Genomic DNA, 17,040 nt, shown 5'->3' with positions numbered 1-17,040 from the left:
GGAGTCATTGTGAGAGCGGGCGTGCCCGCGAACACCGGCAGCGCCGGTGCCATGCACCGCGTAGTCCGTTTCGCGGGCACGCCCGCTCCCACAAGGTCCAGCAGGTTTTGTTACTTGATGCGCTGGCCCGGTTTGGCACCGCTGTCCGGGCTCAGCAGGTAGATCTCTTCACCGCCAGGCCCGGCCGCCATGACCATGCCTTCGGACACGCCAAAGCGCATCTTGCGTGGCTTGAGGTTGGCCACCATCATGGTCAGGCGGCCTTCCAGCTGGGACGGGTCGGGGTAGGCCGACTTGATGCCGGAGAACACGTTGCGGCGCTCGTCACCGATGTCCAAGGTCAGTTGCAGCAGCTTGTCGGCACCCGGCACGGCCTCGGCCTTGACGATCAGTGCCACGCGCAGGTCGACGGCTGCGAAGGTGTCGAACTCGATTTCCGCCGACAGCGGGTCCTTGGCCAGCTCGCCGTTGCCGGCCGGGGCCTTGGCTTCGGCGGCCAGCAGGTCTTCCTTGCTGGCGGCGACCATGGCTTCGACCTTGGCCGGTTCGATACGGCTCATCAGCGCCTTGAACGGGTTCAGCTGGTGGTTTTCCAGGCGCGACAGGTGGTCGTTCCAGGTCAGCGGTGCCACGTTGAGGAAGGCCTCGGCGTCGGCGGCCAGCACTGGCAGGACAGGCTTGAGGAAGATCACCAGTTGGCGGAACAGGTTGATGCCCTGGGCGCAGATGGCCTGCACTTCATCCTGCTTGCCTTCCTGTTTGGCCAGTGACCATGGTGCCTTGTCGGCGATCCAGGCGTTGGCACGGTCGGCCAGCGCCATGATTTCGCGCATGGCACGGCCGAAGTCGCGGCCTTCATAGGCGTCGGCGATCGACGGGGCGGCCGCCAGGAAGGCTTCGGTCAGCTCCGGTGCGGCATCGCCAGCCACCATCACGCCTTCGTTGCCCTTGTGGATGAAACCGGCGCAGCGGCTGGCGATGTTGACCACCTTGCCGACCAGGTCGGAGTTGACCTTCTGCACGAAGTCTTCCAGGTTCAAGTCCAGGTCATCGACGCCACGGCCCAGCTTGGCCGCGTAGTAGTAACGCAGGTATTCCGGCTGCAGGTGGTCGAGGTAGGTGCGGGCCTTGATGAAGGTGCCGCGCGACTTGGACATCTTGGCGCCGTTCACGGTCAGGTAGCCGTGCACGTTGACCGCGCTCGGCTTGCGGAAGCCGGCGCCTTCGAGCATGGCTGGCCAGAACAGGGCGTGGAAGTTGACGATGTCCTTGCCGATGAAGTGGTACAGCTCGGTCTTGGAGCCCTCGTTCCAGAACGCGTCGAAGTCCAGCTCCGGGCGGCGTGCGCAGAGGTTCTTGAAGCTGGCCATGTAGCCGATCGGTGCGTCCAGCCACACGTAGAAGTACTTGCCTGGCTCGCCCGGGATCTCGAAGCCGAAGTACGGCGCGTCGCGGGAGATGTCCCATTCCTGCAGGCCCGAGTCCAGCCATTCGGCCAGCTTGTTGGCTACCGCGTCCTGCAGCGTGCCGCTACGGGTCCACTGCTGCAGCATGGCCTGGAAGTCCGGCAGCTTGAAGAAGAAGTGCTGGGAATCACGCAGTACCGGGGTGGCGCCGGAGATCGCCGACTTGGGGTTCTTCAGCTCGGTGGGCGCGTAGGTGGCGCCGCATTTTTCGCAGTTGTCGCCGTACTGGTCTTCGGCCGCGCACTTGGGGCAGGTGCCCTTGATGAAGCGGTCGGCGAGGAACATGCCCTTTTCCGGGTCGAAGTACTGGGTCACCGAACGGGTGGCGATGTGCCCGGCGTCACGCAGGCGCGCGTAGATCAGGCTCGACAGCTCGCGGTTTTCTTCGCTGTGGGTGGAGTGGAAATTGTCGAAATCCACCAGGAAGTCGGCGAAATCGCTGCTGTGTTCGGCCTGGACGTTGGCGATCAGCTGTTCCGGGGTGATGCCTTCCTTTTCGGCGCGCAGCATGATGGCCGAACCGTGGGCGTCGTCGGCGCAGACGTAGATACACTGGTTGCCGCGCAGCTTCTGGAAGCGGACCCACATGTCTGTCTGGATGTACTCGAGCATATGGCCAAGGTGGATCGATCCGTTGGCATAGGGCAAGGCGCTGGTGACGAGAATCTGACGTGGCTCGGACATGGTGGCTCGGCTACTTATCTGGCGACGGGGTAAAAATGAGGTTGATCGGCCACTATAAAGGGCTGGCGAAGATATTTCACCCCGCATGCGCATCTGCTGACGATTGACGGGTTAGGATAGGCGTCTGTTTTACATTCAGTTTGCCATTGGGAGTCTCCATGAGTGCCGTCACCCGTGCCGCCGTCGAGGGCGTGCTTCGCCAGTACACCGACCCCTACCTGAACCAGGACCCGGTCAGCGCCGGCTGCGTGCGCGCCATCGATATCCAGGGCGGGCAGGTCAGCGTGCAGTTGCAGCTGGGTTATGCCGCAGGGCTGTTCAAGAACGGCTGGGCCCAGGTGTTGCAGACCGCCATCGGCAACCTCGAGGGCGTCAGCGGTGCCCAGGTGTCGATCGACTGCGTGGTGGCTGCGCACAAGGCCCAGGCCCAGGTGCCGGCAATGGCCAACGTCAAGAACATCATCGCCGTGGCCTCGGGCAAGGGCGGTGTGGGCAAGTCGACCACCGCGGCCAACCTGGCCCTGGCGCTGGCCCGCGAGGGTGCGCGGGTGGGTATTCTCGATGCCGATATCTATGGCCCCAGCCAGGGCGTGATGTTCGGCATCGCCGAAGGCACCCGCCCGCAGATTCGCGAGCAGAAGTGGTTCGTGCCGATCAAGGCCCATGGCGTGGAAGTCATGTCCATGGCGTTCCTGACTGACGACAACACGCCGATGGTATGGCGTGGCCCGATGGTTTCCGGCGCGCTGCTGCAGCTGGTGACCCAGACCGCCTGGGACGACCTGGATTACCTGGTGATCGACATGCCGCCGGGCACCGGTGACATCCAGCTGACCCTGGCGCAGAAGGTACCGGTGGCCGGTTCGGTGATCGTCACCACCCCACAGGACCTGGCCTTGCTGGATGCCAAGAAGGGCGTGGAGATGTTCCGCAAGGTCAACATCCCGGTGCTGGGCGTGGTGGAGAACATGGCCGTGCACATCTGCTCGAACTGCGGCCATGCCGAGCACCTGTTCGGCGAAGGCGGTGGCGAGAAGCTGGCGAGCCAGTATGGCGTCGACCTGCTGGCGTCGTTGCCGCTGTCGATGCTGATCCGCGAGCAGGCCGATAGTGGCAAGCCGACGGCGATCGCCGAGCCGGAAAGCCAGATTGCCATGGTCTATCAGGAACTGGCCCGCCAGGTGGGCGCGCGGATCGTGCTGCAGGAAGCTGCTGCGCCGGCGATGCCTAGCATTACCATCAGCGAAGATTGACTGGCAGACCGAGTCGCCTGCTTCGCGGGTAAACCCGCTCCCACAGGTACAGCGCAGCCTTCAAGTACCGCGCTGTCCCTGTGGGAGCGGGTTTACCCGCGAAGAGGCCGGCTCGGTCTTTCGGCCAGGCATAAAAAAACCCGCCGGAAGGCGGGTTTTTTGAAAGCTAGGAAGCTTCGATCGACTTAGGCGATCTGAACTTCTTCAGCCTGCATGCCTTTCTGGCCGCGGGTAGCGACGAAAGTAACAGCCTGGCCTTCTTTCAGGGTTTTGAAGCCGTCAGCTTGGATGGCTTTGAAGTGCACGAACAGGTCGTCGCCCGACTGAGGGGTGATGAAGCCGTAGCCTTTCTCATCGTTGAACCACTTAACAACACCGGATTGACGGTTGGACATTTTTCTGTCTCCTTGGACAATTTGATAACGGTCAGGAAAAACCCTGGCCGGGACTGAGCGCAAAGAGAGCAGAAAATTCAGCGATGGGCCGATCAGGATCGTGCATCAAACTAGAGATTCTCGGTGTCACGTGCAGCACAGTGGCGCCACCTTACCCCACTTTCCGCAACCTGCCAATGGTCAGAAGGCGCTTTACGCAAATTCGGATCGACGGCGGCTACAGCCCCCGCCCGGCGCGGGATGAGGCATGGAACTTTAACCTGGGCGCCGGGACCGGTAAGATGCGCGTCTCGAATTTTCACCTCGCAACTCTTCAGGACACCCCGCCATGAGCATCAAATCGGACAAGTGGATTCGCCGCATGGCGCAGGAACACGGCATGATCGAACCGTTCGTCGAGCGCCAGGTGCGCGGCGAACAGGACAGCCGGGTGATCTCCTTCGGCGTCTCCAGCTACGGCTACGACGTGCGCTGCGCCGACGAATTCAAGGTGTTTACCAACATCAACTCGGCCACCGTCGACCCGAAGAACTTCGATGCCGGCAGTTTCGTCGACATCAAGAGCGACGTATGCATCATCCCGCCGAACTCCTTCGCCCTGGCGCGCACCGTCGAGTATTTCCGCATTCCGCGTGATGTGCTGACCATCTGCCTGGGCAAGAGCACCTACGCCCGTTGCGGCATCATCGTCAATGTCACCCCGCTCGAGCCCGAGTGGGAAGGCCATGTGACACTGGAGTTCTCCAACACCACCACGCTGCCGGCGAAGATCTACGCCAACGAAGGTGTGGCCCAGATGCTGTTCCTGCAGTCCGACGAAGAATGCGAAGTGTCGTACAAGGACCGTGGCGGCAAGTACCAGGGCCAGCGCGGCGTCACCCTGCCGCGTACCTGAGCCGACGAGCGCGGGGAATTCCCCGCGCCTTTGGCACTCCAACTGGATAACGCCGGTGCGCATGATGCGCAGCGGCCTTGTCAGGAGCAGCCAATGAAACTCCACCCCGCAATCAGTGCCAAGCTGGCAGGTCTGCAGCCCAACCACGTCGGGTTGCTGCCATGGTCACTGCTGGCACACCCGCTGCCCATGCAGGTGGGCGGCGTGCCCCACCAGCCTGACCCAGATACCCCGCAACCCCCGGAGCCCGGTGAAACACCACCCATGGAACCGGGCGAGCCCACCTTGCCTGATGAGCCTCCTCCGGCGCCTGTAGCCTGAGTGCACTCGGCTAGAGCGCCCAGACACGGTCTGCCCCTGCCAGGTACACGCGGCTGGCGCTCGTGGGCGCGATTTCCCAACCCCCGGTGAATTCACCGAACGCCGGCAACAGGCTGACCTGGCCATCGATCAGGAAGCAGGGCAGTCGCAGGCGTTGCCGAGCCTTGCCACGCAGTACAAATACCGGATGTACATGGCCTGCCAGTACCGGGTGGCTGGGGTGCGGTTCGGGTTCGTGCTGGAGCGCGAAGGGTTCCAGCAGCCAGGGTTCGTTCATGACTTCTATTTCGAGCGACACGGGTGGATCACCGGCGTTGCGATCATGATTGCCGCGTATCAGCACGATTTTCAGGGCCTTGTGCCGTTCCCTCCATGTCTGCAGCCTGGTGAGCGTTGATGGCGCCCGCGCTGTTCGGGCATGCAGGAAATCGCCAAGAACGATCAGTTGCTCGCAATCATGCGCGGCCAGCAATGCATCCAGACGCTCGAGTGTCGCTTCGGTGGTGCCGCGTGGCACCGGTTGGTGCAGGGCGCGATAGCTTGCTGCCTTGCCGATGTGCACGTCGGCCACCAGCAGGGCACGACGGGCTGGCCAGTAGATGGCCTTGTCCGAAAGCAGCCAGAGCACCTGGCCATGGTGTTCGATGGATAGAAAGCTGGTCATTCCGTAGCGTCCGCCGCACTGTTCAGTTCCGCGACCATCCTGGCAATCCGGTCCGCCAGTTTCTCGGTGCTCAACGTTTCGCGCATGCCTTCCACCAACAAGGCAAATGCCAAAGGCCCGGGCCGCTCAAGCTTTCGCAGCTCCAGCCGTAACTGCCCCATTTTCAGCAATTGCCGGTGCAGCCGGTCGATCTCCAGTTCCTCATTCAGCACTTCGTCCCGAGCCTGGGCCAGCAGCAAGTTGCCGGCGTCGTGCTTGCGAAATACCTCATAGAACAACCCGCTGGAGGCCTGGATCTGCCTCAGGCTTTTCTGCGCCGCCGGATACCCGCCAAACACCAGCCCGGCAATCTGCGCGATCTCGCGAAAACGGCGCAATGCCATTTCTCCAGCATTGAGGCTGGCCAGCACATCCTCCAGCAGGTGTTCGGTACCCAGCGCCTGTGGCAGATGCGTTGCCCAGTCCACGTTGCCCGGGCTGAGCAGTTCGAACCCGTAGTCATTGACGGCAATCGAAACCGAAAGCGGCTGCACGCGGCTCACTCGCCAGGCAATCAGGTTGGCCAGGCCAAGGTTGGCCATGCGTCCGGCGAACGGGTACAGGAACAGGTGCCAACCTTGGCGCGACTTGAAGGTCTCGGCCAGCAGCGTGCCGGAGGTGGGCAGCGCCGACCATAGCGCCTGCAAGGTCAGCAGAGGGCGCACTGCACGCATCTCCGGGCCTCGGAAGCACCCTTGGGATGCTGCGCCAAGCTGCTCGACCAGTGCGTCGGCCAGTTCGCTGGAAAGCGGCATGCGGCCACCATTCCAGCGAGCGACCGCTGCCTTGCGCGCGGTGCTGCGGCGTACGTAGGCGGTCATGTTTTCCACGCGCACCAGTTCCAGCACTCGCCCGGCGAACACCAAGGTATCGCCAGGGCGCAAACGGGCAATGAACGCCTCTTCGACGCTGCCCAGCGCCTTGCCTCCGCCGCCCTTGCTCCAGTACTTGAGCTGCAGGCTGGCGTCGCTGACGATAGTACCGATACTCATGCGGTGGCGACGTGCCAGGCGTTCGCTGGCAACCCGGTAAGCACCGTCGGCCTGGCGCTCGACGCGCTGGTAGTCCGGGTAGGCGCTGAGTGAACTGCCGCCATGGCAGACGAAGTCCAGCGCCCATTGCCACTGGCTGTCGCGCAACTCGCGAAAGGCCCAGGTGCTGCGCACTTCGGCCAGTAACTGCTCCGGGTGAAAGCCACTGCCCAGGGCCATGCTGACCAAGTGTTGCACCAGCACGTCCATGCACAAGCGCGGCGAATGACGGGCCTCGATGTGCCCGGCTGCCAAGGCCTGCCTGGCGGCGGCTGCTTCCACCAGTTCCAGGCTGTGGGTGGGCACCAGAGTAACCCGGGAGCGCCGCCCCGGCGCGTGGCCGGAGCGCCCGGCCCGTTGCACGAGGCGGGCAATGCCCTTGGCGGAACCGATCTGCAGTACTCGCTCCACGGGCAGGAAGTCCACCCCCAGGTCCAGGCTGGAGGTGCAGACCACTGCCTTCAGGCTGCCTTGCTTGAGGCTGCGCTCGACCCAGTCACGGGTATCGCGGGCCAGCGAGGCATGGTGCAAGGCAATCAGGCCGGCCCAGTCGGGGCGTGCTTCGAGCAGGGCCTGGTACCAGAGTTCGGCCTGCGCCCGCGTGTTGGTGAATACCAGGCAACTGGTGCTGGCATCGATCTCCCGGCTGACCTGGTCGAGCATCTTTAAACCCATGTGCCCGGCCCAGGGGAAGCGCTCGATAGCCGTTGGCAGCAGGGTATCGACCTGCAGCGGCTTGTCTTGTCGGCCTTGTACCAGCAAGCCGCCTTGTGGCAGCAATACGTCCAGCGCATGTTGAAGATTGCCGAGGGTGGCGGACAGGCCCCAGGTCGGCAGGCTCGGGTGCCAGTGGCGCAGGTGGGCCAGCGCCAGTTGCAGTTGTACCCCGCGCTTGTTGCCCAGCAGTTCGTGCCATTCGTCCACCACTACCAGGCGCAGCGTGGCGAAGTCTTCGCGGGCTTGTGCCCGGGTCAGCAGCAGCGTAAGGCTTTCAGGGGTAGTGACCAGTACGCTGGGCAGGCGCCGTGCTTGCCGGGCACGTTCGGCGCTGCCGGTGTCGCCGCTGCGAACGCCCACGCTCCAGGCCAAACCCAGGTCGTCTAGCGGCATCTGCAACGCGCGGGCGGTGTCGGCGGCCAAGGCACGCATGGGGGTAACCCACACCACCTGCAAGGGTGCAGCATGACGCCCCTGGGCTTCGGCCTTGAAGGCCCGCAGCGCGGCGAGCCATACCGCGTAGGTCTTGCCGGCACCGGTACTGGCATGCAGCAAGCCGGATTCGCCCCGGTCCACGGCTGCCCATACACGGCGCTGGAAAGCGAAAGGCTTCCAGCCACGCTTGGCGAACCAGGCCTTGGCGAGGTCGGTGGCGGCGGGCATGGGGCATAGGGTCCTTCGGTGGCTGTGTTTCTACAGACAACCAGCCAGGTGCAATGGTTTTACCGAATCAGTTTGCCAGCAGGTAGCCGCTGCGGCACACCTGCTCGCCTGCGACGTGGGCGATGACCATGCCGGCGGTAGCCATGCGCCGTACGTTACGTGCATACAGCAGGCCGGGCTGGCTGTTGTGGATGGCAGTCACCCGGTCGCTGAGCGGGTCGATGACTTCAGCGATCAACTGGCCCGCTTCCAGGTGCTGGCCTGGCCGAGCGTGGTACACCAGCAGCCCGCCCAGTGGCGTTATCACCGGTTCGACGGCGGCCAGCGGCGTGGCCGGGCAGCGCAAGTCGGGCAGGGCCGGGCTTGCGCCTTCGATGACCCCCGCATGGGTCAGGAAATCGAGAATCGCCTGGCAGTCCTTGCTGGCCAGGTCGTGGCTGACATCGGCCTGGCCGCGCAGCTCGACGGTGACCGAGCAGCAGCCCAGCGGAATCGGGAACCGTTTGCCGAAGCGTTGCTGCAACTGCCACCACACCAGGCTGAAGCATTCATCGAACGACTGCCCGCCCGAATCGGTGGCCAGCAGGCTTGCCTGGGCACCCAGGTAGCGGGCCAGCGGTTCGATCTGCGGCCAGGCGTCTGGCGTGGTGTACAGGTGCTCGACCGCCTCGAAGTCGCAGTGCAGGTCCAGCACCATGTCGGCATCGCAGGCCAGGCGCTGCAGTATCAGGCGTTGGGCCTGCAGCGGTGTGCGCGCCGGGTGTGCGTCCAGCCCCCGGCGCAGGTATTCGCGGATCAGTGCGAGGTTGTGTGCCGGGTCGTCGGTCAGGTGTTCTTCGATCTGGTCGCCGATGCTGTCGGAAAGGTCGACGAAGTTACGGTTGAAGTTTTCGCCACTTTGCAGTTCGAAACGCCCCAGCGGCGCGTCCAGCAGCACCTGTTCCAGGCCGACCGGGTTGGCCACCGGCACCAGGATGATCTCGCGCTGCAGGCGGCCTTGCTGTTCCAGTTCACCCAGGCGGCGCTTGAGGTGCCAGGCCACCAGCATGCCGGGCAGCTCGTCGGCATGCAGTGAGGCCTGGATATAGACTTTGCCGCCACCGCGAGGTCCGAAGTGGAAGCTGTGCAACTGGCGGGTAATGCCCGGAACGGGCGAGAGCAGGTCGTGAGTTGAATGGTGCATGGTGGTCCTGGGTGCGTGGCGAAAACGGTCTGCGACACAGTCGGCACAGAGATGGAAGCACAGTTTTCGGGCTTGCGCCTCCATCGGTGCCCTCCTGGCCACCGCGCTGGCTTCTTCGCGGGTAAACCCGCTCCCACAGGGATCGCACAAAACTCAGCTTTTGTGCATGACCTGTGGGAGCGGGTTTAACCGCGAAGAAGCCAGCACGGTCCAGAAATTTTTTCAGGCCAGCAGCGCCTGCAATGTAGCCAGGTCATCCGCTTCTTCCACTGGCTTGTCCAGCCGCCAGCGCAGCATCCGTGGAAAGCGCACGGCAATGCCGCTCTTGTGCCTCCTCGACAGCGCGATGCCCTCGAAGCCAAGCTCGAACACCAGCGTCGGCGTCACGCTGCGTACCGGCCCGAAGGTTTCAACCGTGGTCTTGCGGATGATGGCGTCGACCTTGCGCATCTCTTCGTCACTGAGCCCTGAATAGGCCTTGGCAAAGGGGACCAGTGCCCGCCCCGGCGTACCGGCTGGCGCGTCCCACACGGCGAAGGTGTAGTCGCTGTACAAGCTGGCCCGCCGGCCGTGGCCGCGCTGGGCATAGATCAGCACGGCATCGACGCTGAACGGGTCGATCTTCCACTTCCACCAGGTGCCCATGTCCTTGGTGCGCCCCACGCCATACAAGGCCTCGCGCTGTTTCAGCATCAGCCCTTCCACCCCCAGGCTGCGGGACTGTTCCCGCTGGCAGGCAAGGTCGGCCCAGTCCCGCCCTTCGAGTAGAGGCGAGAGCAACACCGGGGCCAATGGGTGCTGCTCAAGCACGTGTTCCAGCTGTTGGCGGCGTGCATGCTGCGGCCGGCTGCGCCAGTCCTCGCCTTGCCATTCCAGCAGGTCGTAGGCCTGCAGCACGACCGGCGCGTCGCTCAGCAGCTTCTTGCCCAAGGTCTTTCGACCCAGGCGCTGCTGCAACATGGCAAAGGGTTGTACAGCCAGTTCAGCCGCTGAGCCGCCGGGTTTCCACACCAGGATCTCGCCATCGAGCACGACACCGTCGGGTAGCGTCTGCGCCAGGCTGTGCAATTCGGGGAAGCGTTCGGTGACCAGTTCCTCACCGCGTGACCAGACCCACAGTTGGCCTTCGCGCTTGACCACCTGGGCGCGAATGCCATCCCATTTCCATTCGATCTGCCATTCGCTCGGCGGCCCGAGCAGTGCATCGAGCTGTTCGGTTGGTACCTGCAAGGGGTGGGCCAGAAAAAACGGGTAGGGCTGGCCGCCACGCTGGCTATGTTCATCGTCTGATTCCGGGGCTATCAGCCGTTGATAGCTGGCTGCCGTCGGGCGGTGGCTGATGTCGGTGTAGCCAACCAGGCGCTGGGCCACGCGTTTGGCATCCAGCCCGGCCAGTTGCGCGAGGGCGCGAGTGACCAACAGCTTCGATACCCCCACGCGAAAGCTGCCAGTGATGAGTTTCAGGCAAAGCATCAGGCTGGGGCGGTCCAACTGGGCCCAAAGAGGCGGCAGGCGTTGCTGGATCTCCTCGACCGGCAGGCCACGCAATGGCAACAGATGGGCTTCGACCCAGCGGGCGAGGCCGTCGTCGCCAGGGTGGTGGCTTTCCGGTACCAGCAGGGAGATGGTTTCGGCCAGGTCGCCAACGGCCTGGTAGGATTCCTCGAACAGCCAGTCAGGCAGCCCCGCCAACCTGCCGGCCAGCTCCCGCAGCACGCGTGTCGGCACCAGTTGGCGGGGGCGGCCACCTGCCAGGAAGTACACCGCCCAGGCGGCATCCCCAGCCGGGGCGGTGCTGAAGTAGTCGCGTAGCGCCGTGAGCTTTGCAGTGCTGGAGGTAGTCGCATCCAGCCTCAGGTACAGCTCGGCGAATGCCTTCATGCGTCTGGCTCCGCAGCTACCACGTCATCTTCCTCGCCGTACTCGGTCACGAAAGCGCGGGCATCGAGGCCTTGTTCGATGAGGTAGCGCACCAGCACATTGACCGAGCCATGGGTGACCATCACGCGTTCTGCGCCAGTCTGGCCGATGGCCCAGAGCAACCCCGGCCAATCGGCATGGTCCGAGAGCACGAAACCTCGGTCTACCCCGCGCCGGCGGCGGGTGCCGCGCAACAGCATCCAGCCACTGGCAAAGGCATCGCTGTAGTCGCCGAAACGGCGCATCCAGCTGCTGCCACCCGCCGAAGGCGGTGCCAGGACCAGTGCCTGGCGCAGCAGCGGGTCGTTGCGTGGGATATCGCCCACATAGCGGGTTTGCGGAAGGTAGACGCCAGCGTCCCGGTACACCCGGTTGAGTGGTTCGACAGCGCCATGCACGAGGACAGGACCAATGTTGGCGTCCAGCCCGTGGAGGATTCGCTGGGCTTTGCCGAAGGCATAGCAGAACAGCACGCTGGCTTTGCCCTGTTCGCTATTGGCGCGCCACCAGGTATTGATGCCGGTGAAGATCTCGCCCTGGCTGGGCCAACGGTAGATGGGCAGGCCGAAGGTCGATTCGGTGATGAACGTGTGGCAGCGCACCGGTTCGAACGGCGTGCAGGTGCCGTCGGGTTCCACTTTGTAGTCGCCGGAGGCGACCCAGACCTCGCCCTGGTACTCCAGGCGCACTTGCGCCGAGCCCAGTACATGCCCGGCCGGGTGCAGGCTCAGGGTTACGCCATGGTGCAGCAGACGTTCGCCGTACGGCAGGGTTTGCAGGTTGATGTCCTGGCCCAGGCGGCTGCGCAGGATGCCGGCGCCTGGGGCGGCGGTGAGGTAATGGCGGTTGCCGACGCGGGCATGGTCGCCGTGGCCGTGGGTGATGACGGCACGCTCCACTGGCCGCCAGGGGTCGATGTAGAAATCACCGGGCGGACAATACAGGCCTTCGGGGCGGGCGATGACGAGGTCCATGGTATGGGCGCTGGTGGCCGACGTTCTTGTTAGGAGCGCGGGAATGTCATGAGAGTTCGAACGTTTTAACAAGCGAAATGGACTACTTGCCATTCAGAAATGCCGAACCGCCTTTTGCGGTTAACTGTGTCCTCAGGTCGAAGGGGTGCAACAAAAATGTTGCGGTCTGTCGGCGCATGATGCACATTGGTTCGACAAAGGCTGATATGAAATACAGTGAATTTCGCCGATGGCTGCGCGGCCAAGGCGCTACGTTTGTCGCTGCCAAGGGTAGTCATTTCAAGGTCTATCTAGGTAATCGCCAGACGATTTTCCCAGATCACGGGGCGAAGGAAATAAGCGAAGGCCTGAGACGGAAGATCCTGAAGGACCTAGGGTTGAAATCATGAACGGTTTAGGGGAGCACGTGATGGTATTCGAATATCCGGTAGTCGTTCATCTGGAAGACGGCAGTGTCTGGGTGAGTTGTCCCGATGTGCCTGAGATGGCCTGCGCAGGTGACACTTCGGAGGAAGCTCTGTTCGATGCCGTGGATGCCTTGGAGTCCGCACTTTCGTTCTATGTGGATCAAAAAATAGCTATTCCGCTGCCTGCAACACCAACCGAAGGTCAACCCGTCGTACGTCTGCCAGCCCTGACCGCCGCGAAGGCAGCGTTGTGGAATACGATGGTTGCACAAAAAATCAGCAAGACCGAGATGGCGCGCCGACTTGGAGTGAATCGTCCCCAGGTCGATCGTCTGGTCGATCTGCTGCACCGTTCCAAGATCGAGCAGGTCGAGCATGCGCTGCACGTGTTGGGACAGCGGATCGAGCTTTCAGTCGTAGCTGTTTAGTGCATAGTCCAAGCCGCCACAGGTGGCGGCTTGATTGAGAGGTTTACTTGCCGGGCACCAGGGTCAAACGCTGGTTGCCATACGCCCGCCCGAAGTTCTGCTGCTGCAGTGGCAGGCTCATGAAGCGCCCTTTGAACCAGGCATCCAGCCCATCGCTGTAATGCGTGCTGGCCGGGTTGCCGGATTGCCCGCTGCTGGTCAGCACCTGCAACGGCTCGGCCTGGCCGAAGTCGACGATCATCCGCGCCGAGGCCGGCAGGCGGGTGTCGAAGTCGCTGCCCCAGGCGTATGGCGTCAGGGCCAGGGTGGTGAAGTCGCCACCGGCAGCCAGCGGCGAGCGGCCGAGGGCGTCGCCCAGGCCATGGTAGGCCGGTGCAGGCCAGCGGTATTGGTGCAGCTTGCCCCACTGCCAGGCGCGGCGGTCGGCGCCCAGTTGCGCGGTGCCGGCATCCACCGCGCCAGCCAGGCTGCGGGCGAGAATGGCCGGCTTGTCTTCTTTCTGCGGCGTGCTGCGGTCATCCCAGAACGGGCTGTCGTCGCGGCCCAGCAGGTGGTCGGCCTGCGCCGAGAACGACAACCGCGCATTGCTGACGAAAGCCTGCCAGGCCGGGCCGGATTCCGGGCCCAGGTCGTCGAGGAAGGTTTGCCGGGCGACTTCCTGGAGGAACAGTTCGTACAGTGCGGCATCGGCCGATACCGGGCTCAGGCGGCCATCGAAGGCCTTGAGCCGGACCAGCGCGTCGCTGGCCTTGTCGCGCTGTGCGGCGGGCAGGGCGTCGATCGCCTGCTTGAGCGGCTGGGCCATGCCCGGGGCGTCGAACATCTGCTTGAGCTTGTCGGCCAGCAGGGTGGTCTGGTCGTTCTGCAGGGCCATCAGGCTGCGGCTGTCGTGGCGGCCATTGCCGGCCAGCTGGGCCAGGCGCTCGGCGCGCTCGGGGTAGTACCAGGTGCTGGACAGCTGCATGCCATAGCCACGCGGCAGGCTGCGCTGGTTGGCGTGGCCGATCCAGCCGGCGGGCGGGTCCTGATCGTAAGGGTGCAGCATCGGGTCGGCATAGCCGTCCCAGTCGTAGCGCCCGTCCCAGCCCGGCGAGGGCAGCAGGCCCTGGCCTTCGCGGCGGTTGGGGTAGCGGCCACTGACTTGCCAGCCGATGTGCTCGGGTTCGGCGAAGACGAAGTTGAGGGCGGCGGCGGTCACTTCACGGGTGCTGTCGAAGGCACGCTCCACGCTCTTGGCACGGGTCAGGTCGAACAGCGCATCCAGGCTGCGGTCGCCCTTGAACTGTGGCAGGTTCAGCGCCAGGCCCAGGCTGGCATTGCCTGGCTGGGCCAGCAGGGTGCCGTGGCGGGTGTCGTACATCACCTCGCGCAGCGGGCGCTGGCCGCGGACGAAGAAGGTTTCGCTACGGGCGCGGGCCGGCAGCCATTTGCCGTCGGCCAGGTAGCTCAGCTGGCTGCCCTGGTGGCGCAGTTGCTCCAGGTACAGGTCCTGGTTGTCGGCCATGACCGCGCTGCTGCTCCAGGCCAGCTTGCCGTTGTAGCCGGCCAGCACGATCGGCAGGCCGGGCAACGACAGGCCGGCGACCTGGTACTTGCCGGTGTGGATCTGTACCGGGCTCAGGGCCCAGGCGGCTCGGCTGTCGCTGGCCAGCAGGCTCTTGCCGCTGCGGCTGCGCTGCGGCGCCAGTGCCAGGTTGGCCGAGCCCGGGCTGCCCAGAAGGTCGAGGTCGGCCAGTTTCTGGCTGGCAGCTGCCAGGGCCGGCAGCCCCGGCAACTGGCTGTCCAGGTTCAGGCCTTTGAGCTTGTCCACTTCGGCTTCGGCCAACGGCTCGTCCGGGGCACCGGGCAGCAGCCAGGCCAGCTTGTCGCTGCCGGCTTTCTGCGCCAGGGTCAGGGCGCTCAGTTCTTCCTGCAGGTTCACCGACTGGCTGAACGCATACAGGCTGAAGATCAGCGCCGAGTCTTCGGGCTTCCAGTATTCGGGTCGGTAGCCACTGCTGGCCAGGCCGGCGGGCAGCTTGTCGCGGTAGCGGAACAGGTAGGCGTTGACCCCGCGTGCATACACTTCGAAGAAGCGCTTGAGCCGTGGCGACGCGTCGGCGTACTGCTGGGCGGCGCTCTGCTTGAGGTTGGCCGCGCGCATCAGGCGGTCGATGTCCAGCGCGTCGCTGCCGGCCAGTTCTGCCAGGCGGCCCTGGGCCAGCAGGCGCATGGCGACCATCTGCTCGATGCGGTCGCCGGCATGCACATAGCCCAGGCTGAACAGGGCGTCATGGAAGCTGCTGCTTTCGATCAGTGGTGCGCCCATTGCGTTGCGCCGTACCGAGACGTTCTGCGCCAGGCCCTTGAGCGGCTGCACGCCGCTGGTCGGTGGCACGCTGCCCTGGTAGCCGCCCGTCTGGCAGCCGGCCAGCCCGAGCATGCCGAGCAGCGTGGCAGCGGTTGCGAACCGCGGGCGGAATGGAGGAAAGGCGGAGGCGGCCATGACAAGGGCTCCTGCAAGGCGTGGCGGGTTTCGAAAGGCGCTAAGGTAGTGAGCGCGCAGGCGCCGTGCAAGGTCCCTGGGCGGTTTATTTGCCAGTGCCGACTCAAACCTTGAAATGTTCGGCCACGGCGTCGGAAAAGTGCGTGCAATTGATGCGAGCAAGGCGTTGATAGTCACGGCTGACGGCGAAGGCCGAGCCTGGCATCAATAGCACCTTGTGCTGTTCCAGGCGACGCATGAAAGGCTGCAGGTCGGCCAGTTCGGGGTGGTAGACCCACAGGAACATGCCGCCTTGGGGCGTTATGTCGAACTGCCAGCCACGCGCCCGCAACAACTGCTGGGTCTGCGCCTGCTGCCGGATCAGGCGCTGCTGCAGGTCTTGCATGTGCCGGGCATAGGTGCCGTCGGACAAGATGGTGTTGACGAAGCGTTCGCAAAACGCCGGCACCGCCACGCAGGTCAGCAGCTTCAGGCGCGTCAGCGGCTCTATCAGCTCTGCCGAGCAGGCGATGTAGCCCACGCGCAATGAAGCGGACAGGCATTTCGAGAAGCTGCCGATGTAGATGACCCGCTCAAGGTTGTCCAGTTCGGCAAAGGTCTGGCGCACACCCGGGCTGAAGTCGCCGTAGACATCGTCCTCGACCACGAAGAAGTCGTGTTCCACCGCCAGGCGCAGGACGCTGAAGGCATTGTGCGGGCTGATGTTGCCGCCGGTCGGGTTGTGGAAGGTGCTGTTGCAGAAGAACGCCTTGACCTTGTGCCTGGCCAGGTGCTCCTGCATGTCTTCCACGCTTGGTCCGTCCTGGGTTCGGCGCACCCCGACCACGTGACCGCCGGCCAACTGGATCAGCTTGATCAGGTTGCCGTTGCCGGGCTCGTCGACGAACACGTGATCGCCTGGCTTGATCAACAACCGCGCCACCAGGTCCAGCGCTTGTGTGGCGCCCAGCGTAGTCAGCAACTGGCTTGGCCGGGCATCGACACGGGTCAGGCGTTTCAGGTGCACGCACAGCTGTTTGCGCATGGGCAGGTAGCCCTGGATGTCGCCATATTCCGCCAGCGAACTCTGCTCCAGCCGCGCCGTGCGCCGAATCGCCTTGGCCAGCAGCTCGGTGTCACGCCAGGCGGGTGGCAGCCAGCCGCTGCCCAGTTTGATGTAGTGCTGGCCCCCCTGCAGCAGCTTGAACAGTGGGTCGCCGGCCATGCCTGCGGGCGCATCCACCGCGCTGGTTTGCCGTGTGTGGCTGGCGACGAAGTAGCCGCGGCCAGGAATGGCGGTCAACACACCTTCGCTGACCAGCCGGGCATAGCTGGAGACGACATCGTGGTAGCTGCAGCCAACCGCCGCCGTCAGCTTGCGGATGGACGGCATGCGCTGGCCGGGCAGCCATTCGCCGGCTTCGAGGCGCTGTTTCAACTGGTCATGAAGGCTGTGCGGGCGCATGGCGGGTCCAGCAGCTGTTAGAAAAAACAGCCTAACAGTTAACCGGAAAGCGCGTCGACTGTTCGAATTTC

At 64.2% G+C, this 17,040-nt stretch carries 14 protein-coding genes; 5 read left to right on the top strand and 9 right to left on the bottom strand.

Translation table 11 applies throughout. The features are described 5' to 3' along the window. Nucleotides 1–110: 110 nt before the first annotated feature. The gene (gene metG, locus ABX298_RS04670) at nucleotides 111–2,150 is read right to left on the bottom strand and encodes a methionine--tRNA ligase (protein WP_317409623.1); all 2,040 of its coding nucleotides are present in this window, start codon (nucleotides 2,148–2,150) and stop codon (nucleotides 111–113) included. A 158-nt stretch (nucleotides 2,151–2,308) separates the two neighbouring features. Here metG and apbC point away from each other — a divergent pair, with 158 nt between their 5' ends. After that, nucleotides 2,309–3,403, top strand: a complete 1,095-nt coding sequence (gene apbC / locus ABX298_RS04665) for an iron-sulfur cluster carrier protein ApbC (protein ID WP_012273870.1) — start codon at nucleotides 2,309–2,311, stop codon at nucleotides 3,401–3,403. 185 nt (nucleotides 3,404–3,588) lie between these two features. Here apbC and ABX298_RS04660 read toward each other — a convergent pair whose 3' ends face one another. Beyond that, nucleotides 3,589–3,798 (bottom strand): cold-shock protein, encoded by a 210-nt coding sequence (locus tag ABX298_RS04660; RefSeq protein WP_003254922.1) that lies wholly within the window; start codon nucleotides 3,796–3,798, stop codon nucleotides 3,589–3,591. Between the two features lie 328 nt (nucleotides 3,799–4,126). On the opposite strand from ABX298_RS04660, the gene dcd reads away from it, so the two are divergent. Then, nucleotides 4,127–4,693 carry a dCTP deaminase gene (gene dcd / locus ABX298_RS04655; protein WP_003258001.1) on the top strand — a complete coding sequence of 189 codons (567 nt, stop codon included), beginning with the start codon at nucleotides 4,127–4,129 and terminating at the stop codon, nucleotides 4,691–4,693. Nucleotides 4,694–4,786: 93 nt separating this feature from the next. Further along, nucleotides 4,787–5,014, top strand: a complete 228-nt coding sequence (locus tag ABX298_RS04650) for a hypothetical protein (RefSeq protein ID WP_367394133.1) — start codon at nucleotides 4,787–4,789, stop codon at nucleotides 5,012–5,014. A gap of 10 nt (nucleotides 5,015–5,024) precedes the next feature. Here ABX298_RS04650 and pdeM read toward each other — a convergent pair whose 3' ends face one another. The 5 genes from pdeM to ABX298_RS04625 form a co-directional block, all read right to left on the bottom strand. Next, a complete protein-coding gene (gene pdeM / locus ABX298_RS04645; RefSeq protein WP_317409621.1) occupies nucleotides 5,025–5,678 on the bottom strand; it encodes a ligase-associated DNA damage response endonuclease PdeM in 654 nt (217 codons plus the stop codon). Further along, complete coding sequence (locus tag ABX298_RS04640; protein ID WP_367394132.1) at nucleotides 5,675–8,128, bottom strand: ligase-associated DNA damage response DEXH box helicase; 2,454 nt, start codon at nucleotides 8,126–8,128, stop codon at nucleotides 5,675–5,677. The genes pdeM and ABX298_RS04640 overlap by 4 nt, the downstream gene beginning before the upstream one ends. Before the next feature lie 67 nt (nucleotides 8,129–8,195). Continuing rightward, nucleotides 8,196–9,311 carry a succinylglutamate desuccinylase/aspartoacylase family protein gene (locus ABX298_RS04635; protein ID WP_025340381.1) on the bottom strand — a complete coding sequence of 372 codons (1,116 nt, stop codon included), beginning with the start codon at nucleotides 9,309–9,311 and terminating at the stop codon, nucleotides 8,196–8,198. A gap of 222 nt (nucleotides 9,312–9,533) precedes the next feature. After that, nucleotides 9,534–11,192 (bottom strand): ATP-dependent DNA ligase, encoded by a 1,659-nt coding sequence (locus ABX298_RS04630; RefSeq protein WP_075046134.1) that lies wholly within the window; start codon nucleotides 11,190–11,192, stop codon nucleotides 9,534–9,536. After that, nucleotides 11,189–12,205 (bottom strand): ligase-associated DNA damage response exonuclease, encoded by a 1,017-nt coding sequence (locus ABX298_RS04625; RefSeq protein ID WP_085706037.1) that lies wholly within the window; start codon nucleotides 12,203–12,205, stop codon nucleotides 11,189–11,191. The genes ABX298_RS04630 and ABX298_RS04625 overlap by 4 nt, the downstream gene beginning before the upstream one ends. Nucleotides 12,206–12,411: 206 nt before the next feature. On the opposite strand from ABX298_RS04625, the gene ABX298_RS04620 reads away from it, so the two are divergent. Then, on the top strand, nucleotides 12,412–12,594 hold the full coding sequence (locus ABX298_RS04620; RefSeq protein ID WP_025340378.1) for a type II toxin-antitoxin system HicA family toxin: 183 nt from the start codon (nucleotides 12,412–12,414) through the stop codon (nucleotides 12,592–12,594). After that, complete coding sequence (locus ABX298_RS04615; protein WP_025340377.1) at nucleotides 12,591–13,040, top strand: type II toxin-antitoxin system HicB family antitoxin; 450 nt, start codon at nucleotides 12,591–12,593, stop codon at nucleotides 13,038–13,040. The genes ABX298_RS04620 and ABX298_RS04615 overlap by 4 nt, the downstream gene beginning before the upstream one ends. Nucleotides 13,041–13,083: 43 nt before the next feature. Here the strand turns inward: ABX298_RS04615 and ABX298_RS04610 are convergent, their stop codons facing one another. Beyond that, the gene (locus ABX298_RS04610; protein ID WP_367394131.1) at nucleotides 13,084–15,525 is read right to left on the bottom strand and encodes a penicillin acylase family protein; all 2,442 of its coding nucleotides are present in this window, start codon (nucleotides 15,523–15,525) and stop codon (nucleotides 13,084–13,086) included. A gap of 103 nt (nucleotides 15,526–15,628) precedes the next feature. After that, nucleotides 15,629–16,969, bottom strand: a complete 1,341-nt coding sequence (locus ABX298_RS04605) for a PLP-dependent aminotransferase family protein (protein WP_367394130.1) — start codon at nucleotides 16,967–16,969, stop codon at nucleotides 15,629–15,631. Nucleotides 16,970–17,040 lie beyond the last annotated feature (71 nt).

It is taken from the genome of Pseudomonas sp. X4, from assembly GCF_040784925.1.
In the GTDB taxonomy this organism is placed as follows: Bacteria; Pseudomonadota; Gammaproteobacteria; order Pseudomonadales; family Pseudomonadaceae; genus Aquipseudomonas; species Aquipseudomonas putida_Z.
Note: the sequence above shows the minus strand (reverse complement) of the source record. Positions and strands in the feature narration are given on the sequence as shown.

Bases quoted from the DNA above. Each gene is read 5' to 3' on its own strand.
- ABX298_RS04660 (WP_003254922.1), bottom strand. From the start codon at position 3,798: ATGTCCAACCGTCAATCCGGTGTTGTTAAGTGGTTCAACGATGAGAAA.
- ABX298_RS04610 (WP_367394131.1), bottom strand. From the start codon at position 15,525: ATGGCCGCCTCCGCCTTTCCTCCATTCCGCCCGCGGTTCGCAACCGCT.
- ABX298_RS04635 (WP_025340381.1), bottom strand. From the start codon at position 9,311: ATGCACCATTCAACTCACGACCTGCTCTCGCCCGTTCCGGGCATTACC.
- ABX298_RS04625 (WP_085706037.1), bottom strand. From the start codon at position 12,205: ATGGACCTCGTCATCGCCCGCCCCGAAGGCCTGTATTGTCCGCCCGGT.
- ABX298_RS04605 (WP_367394130.1), bottom strand. From the start codon at position 16,969: ATGCGCCCGCACAGCCTTCATGACCAGTTGAAACAGCGCCTCGAAGCC.
- metG (WP_317409623.1), bottom strand. From the start codon at position 2,150: ATGTCCGAGCCACGTCAGATTCTCGTCACCAGCGCCTTGCCCTATGCC.
- pdeM (WP_317409621.1), bottom strand. From the start codon at position 5,678: ATGACCAGCTTTCTATCCATCGAACACCATGGCCAGGTGCTCTGGCTG.
- ABX298_RS04640 (WP_367394132.1), bottom strand. From the start codon at position 8,128: ATGCCCGCCGCCACCGACCTCGCCAAGGCCTGGTTCGCCAAGCGTGGC.
- ABX298_RS04650 (WP_367394133.1), top strand. From the start codon at position 4,787: ATGAAACTCCACCCCGCAATCAGTGCCAAGCTGGCAGGTCTGCAGCCC.
- ABX298_RS04615 (WP_025340377.1), top strand. From the start codon at position 12,591: ATGAACGGTTTAGGGGAGCACGTGATGGTATTCGAATATCCGGTAGTC.
- dcd (WP_003258001.1), top strand. From the start codon at position 4,127: ATGAGCATCAAATCGGACAAGTGGATTCGCCGCATGGCGCAGGAACAC.
- apbC (WP_012273870.1), top strand. From the start codon at position 2,309: ATGAGTGCCGTCACCCGTGCCGCCGTCGAGGGCGTGCTTCGCCAGTAC.
- ABX298_RS04630 (WP_075046134.1), bottom strand. From the start codon at position 11,192: ATGAAGGCATTCGCCGAGCTGTACCTGAGGCTGGATGCGACTACCTCC.
- ABX298_RS04620 (WP_025340378.1), top strand. From the start codon at position 12,412: ATGAAATACAGTGAATTTCGCCGATGGCTGCGCGGCCAAGGCGCTACG.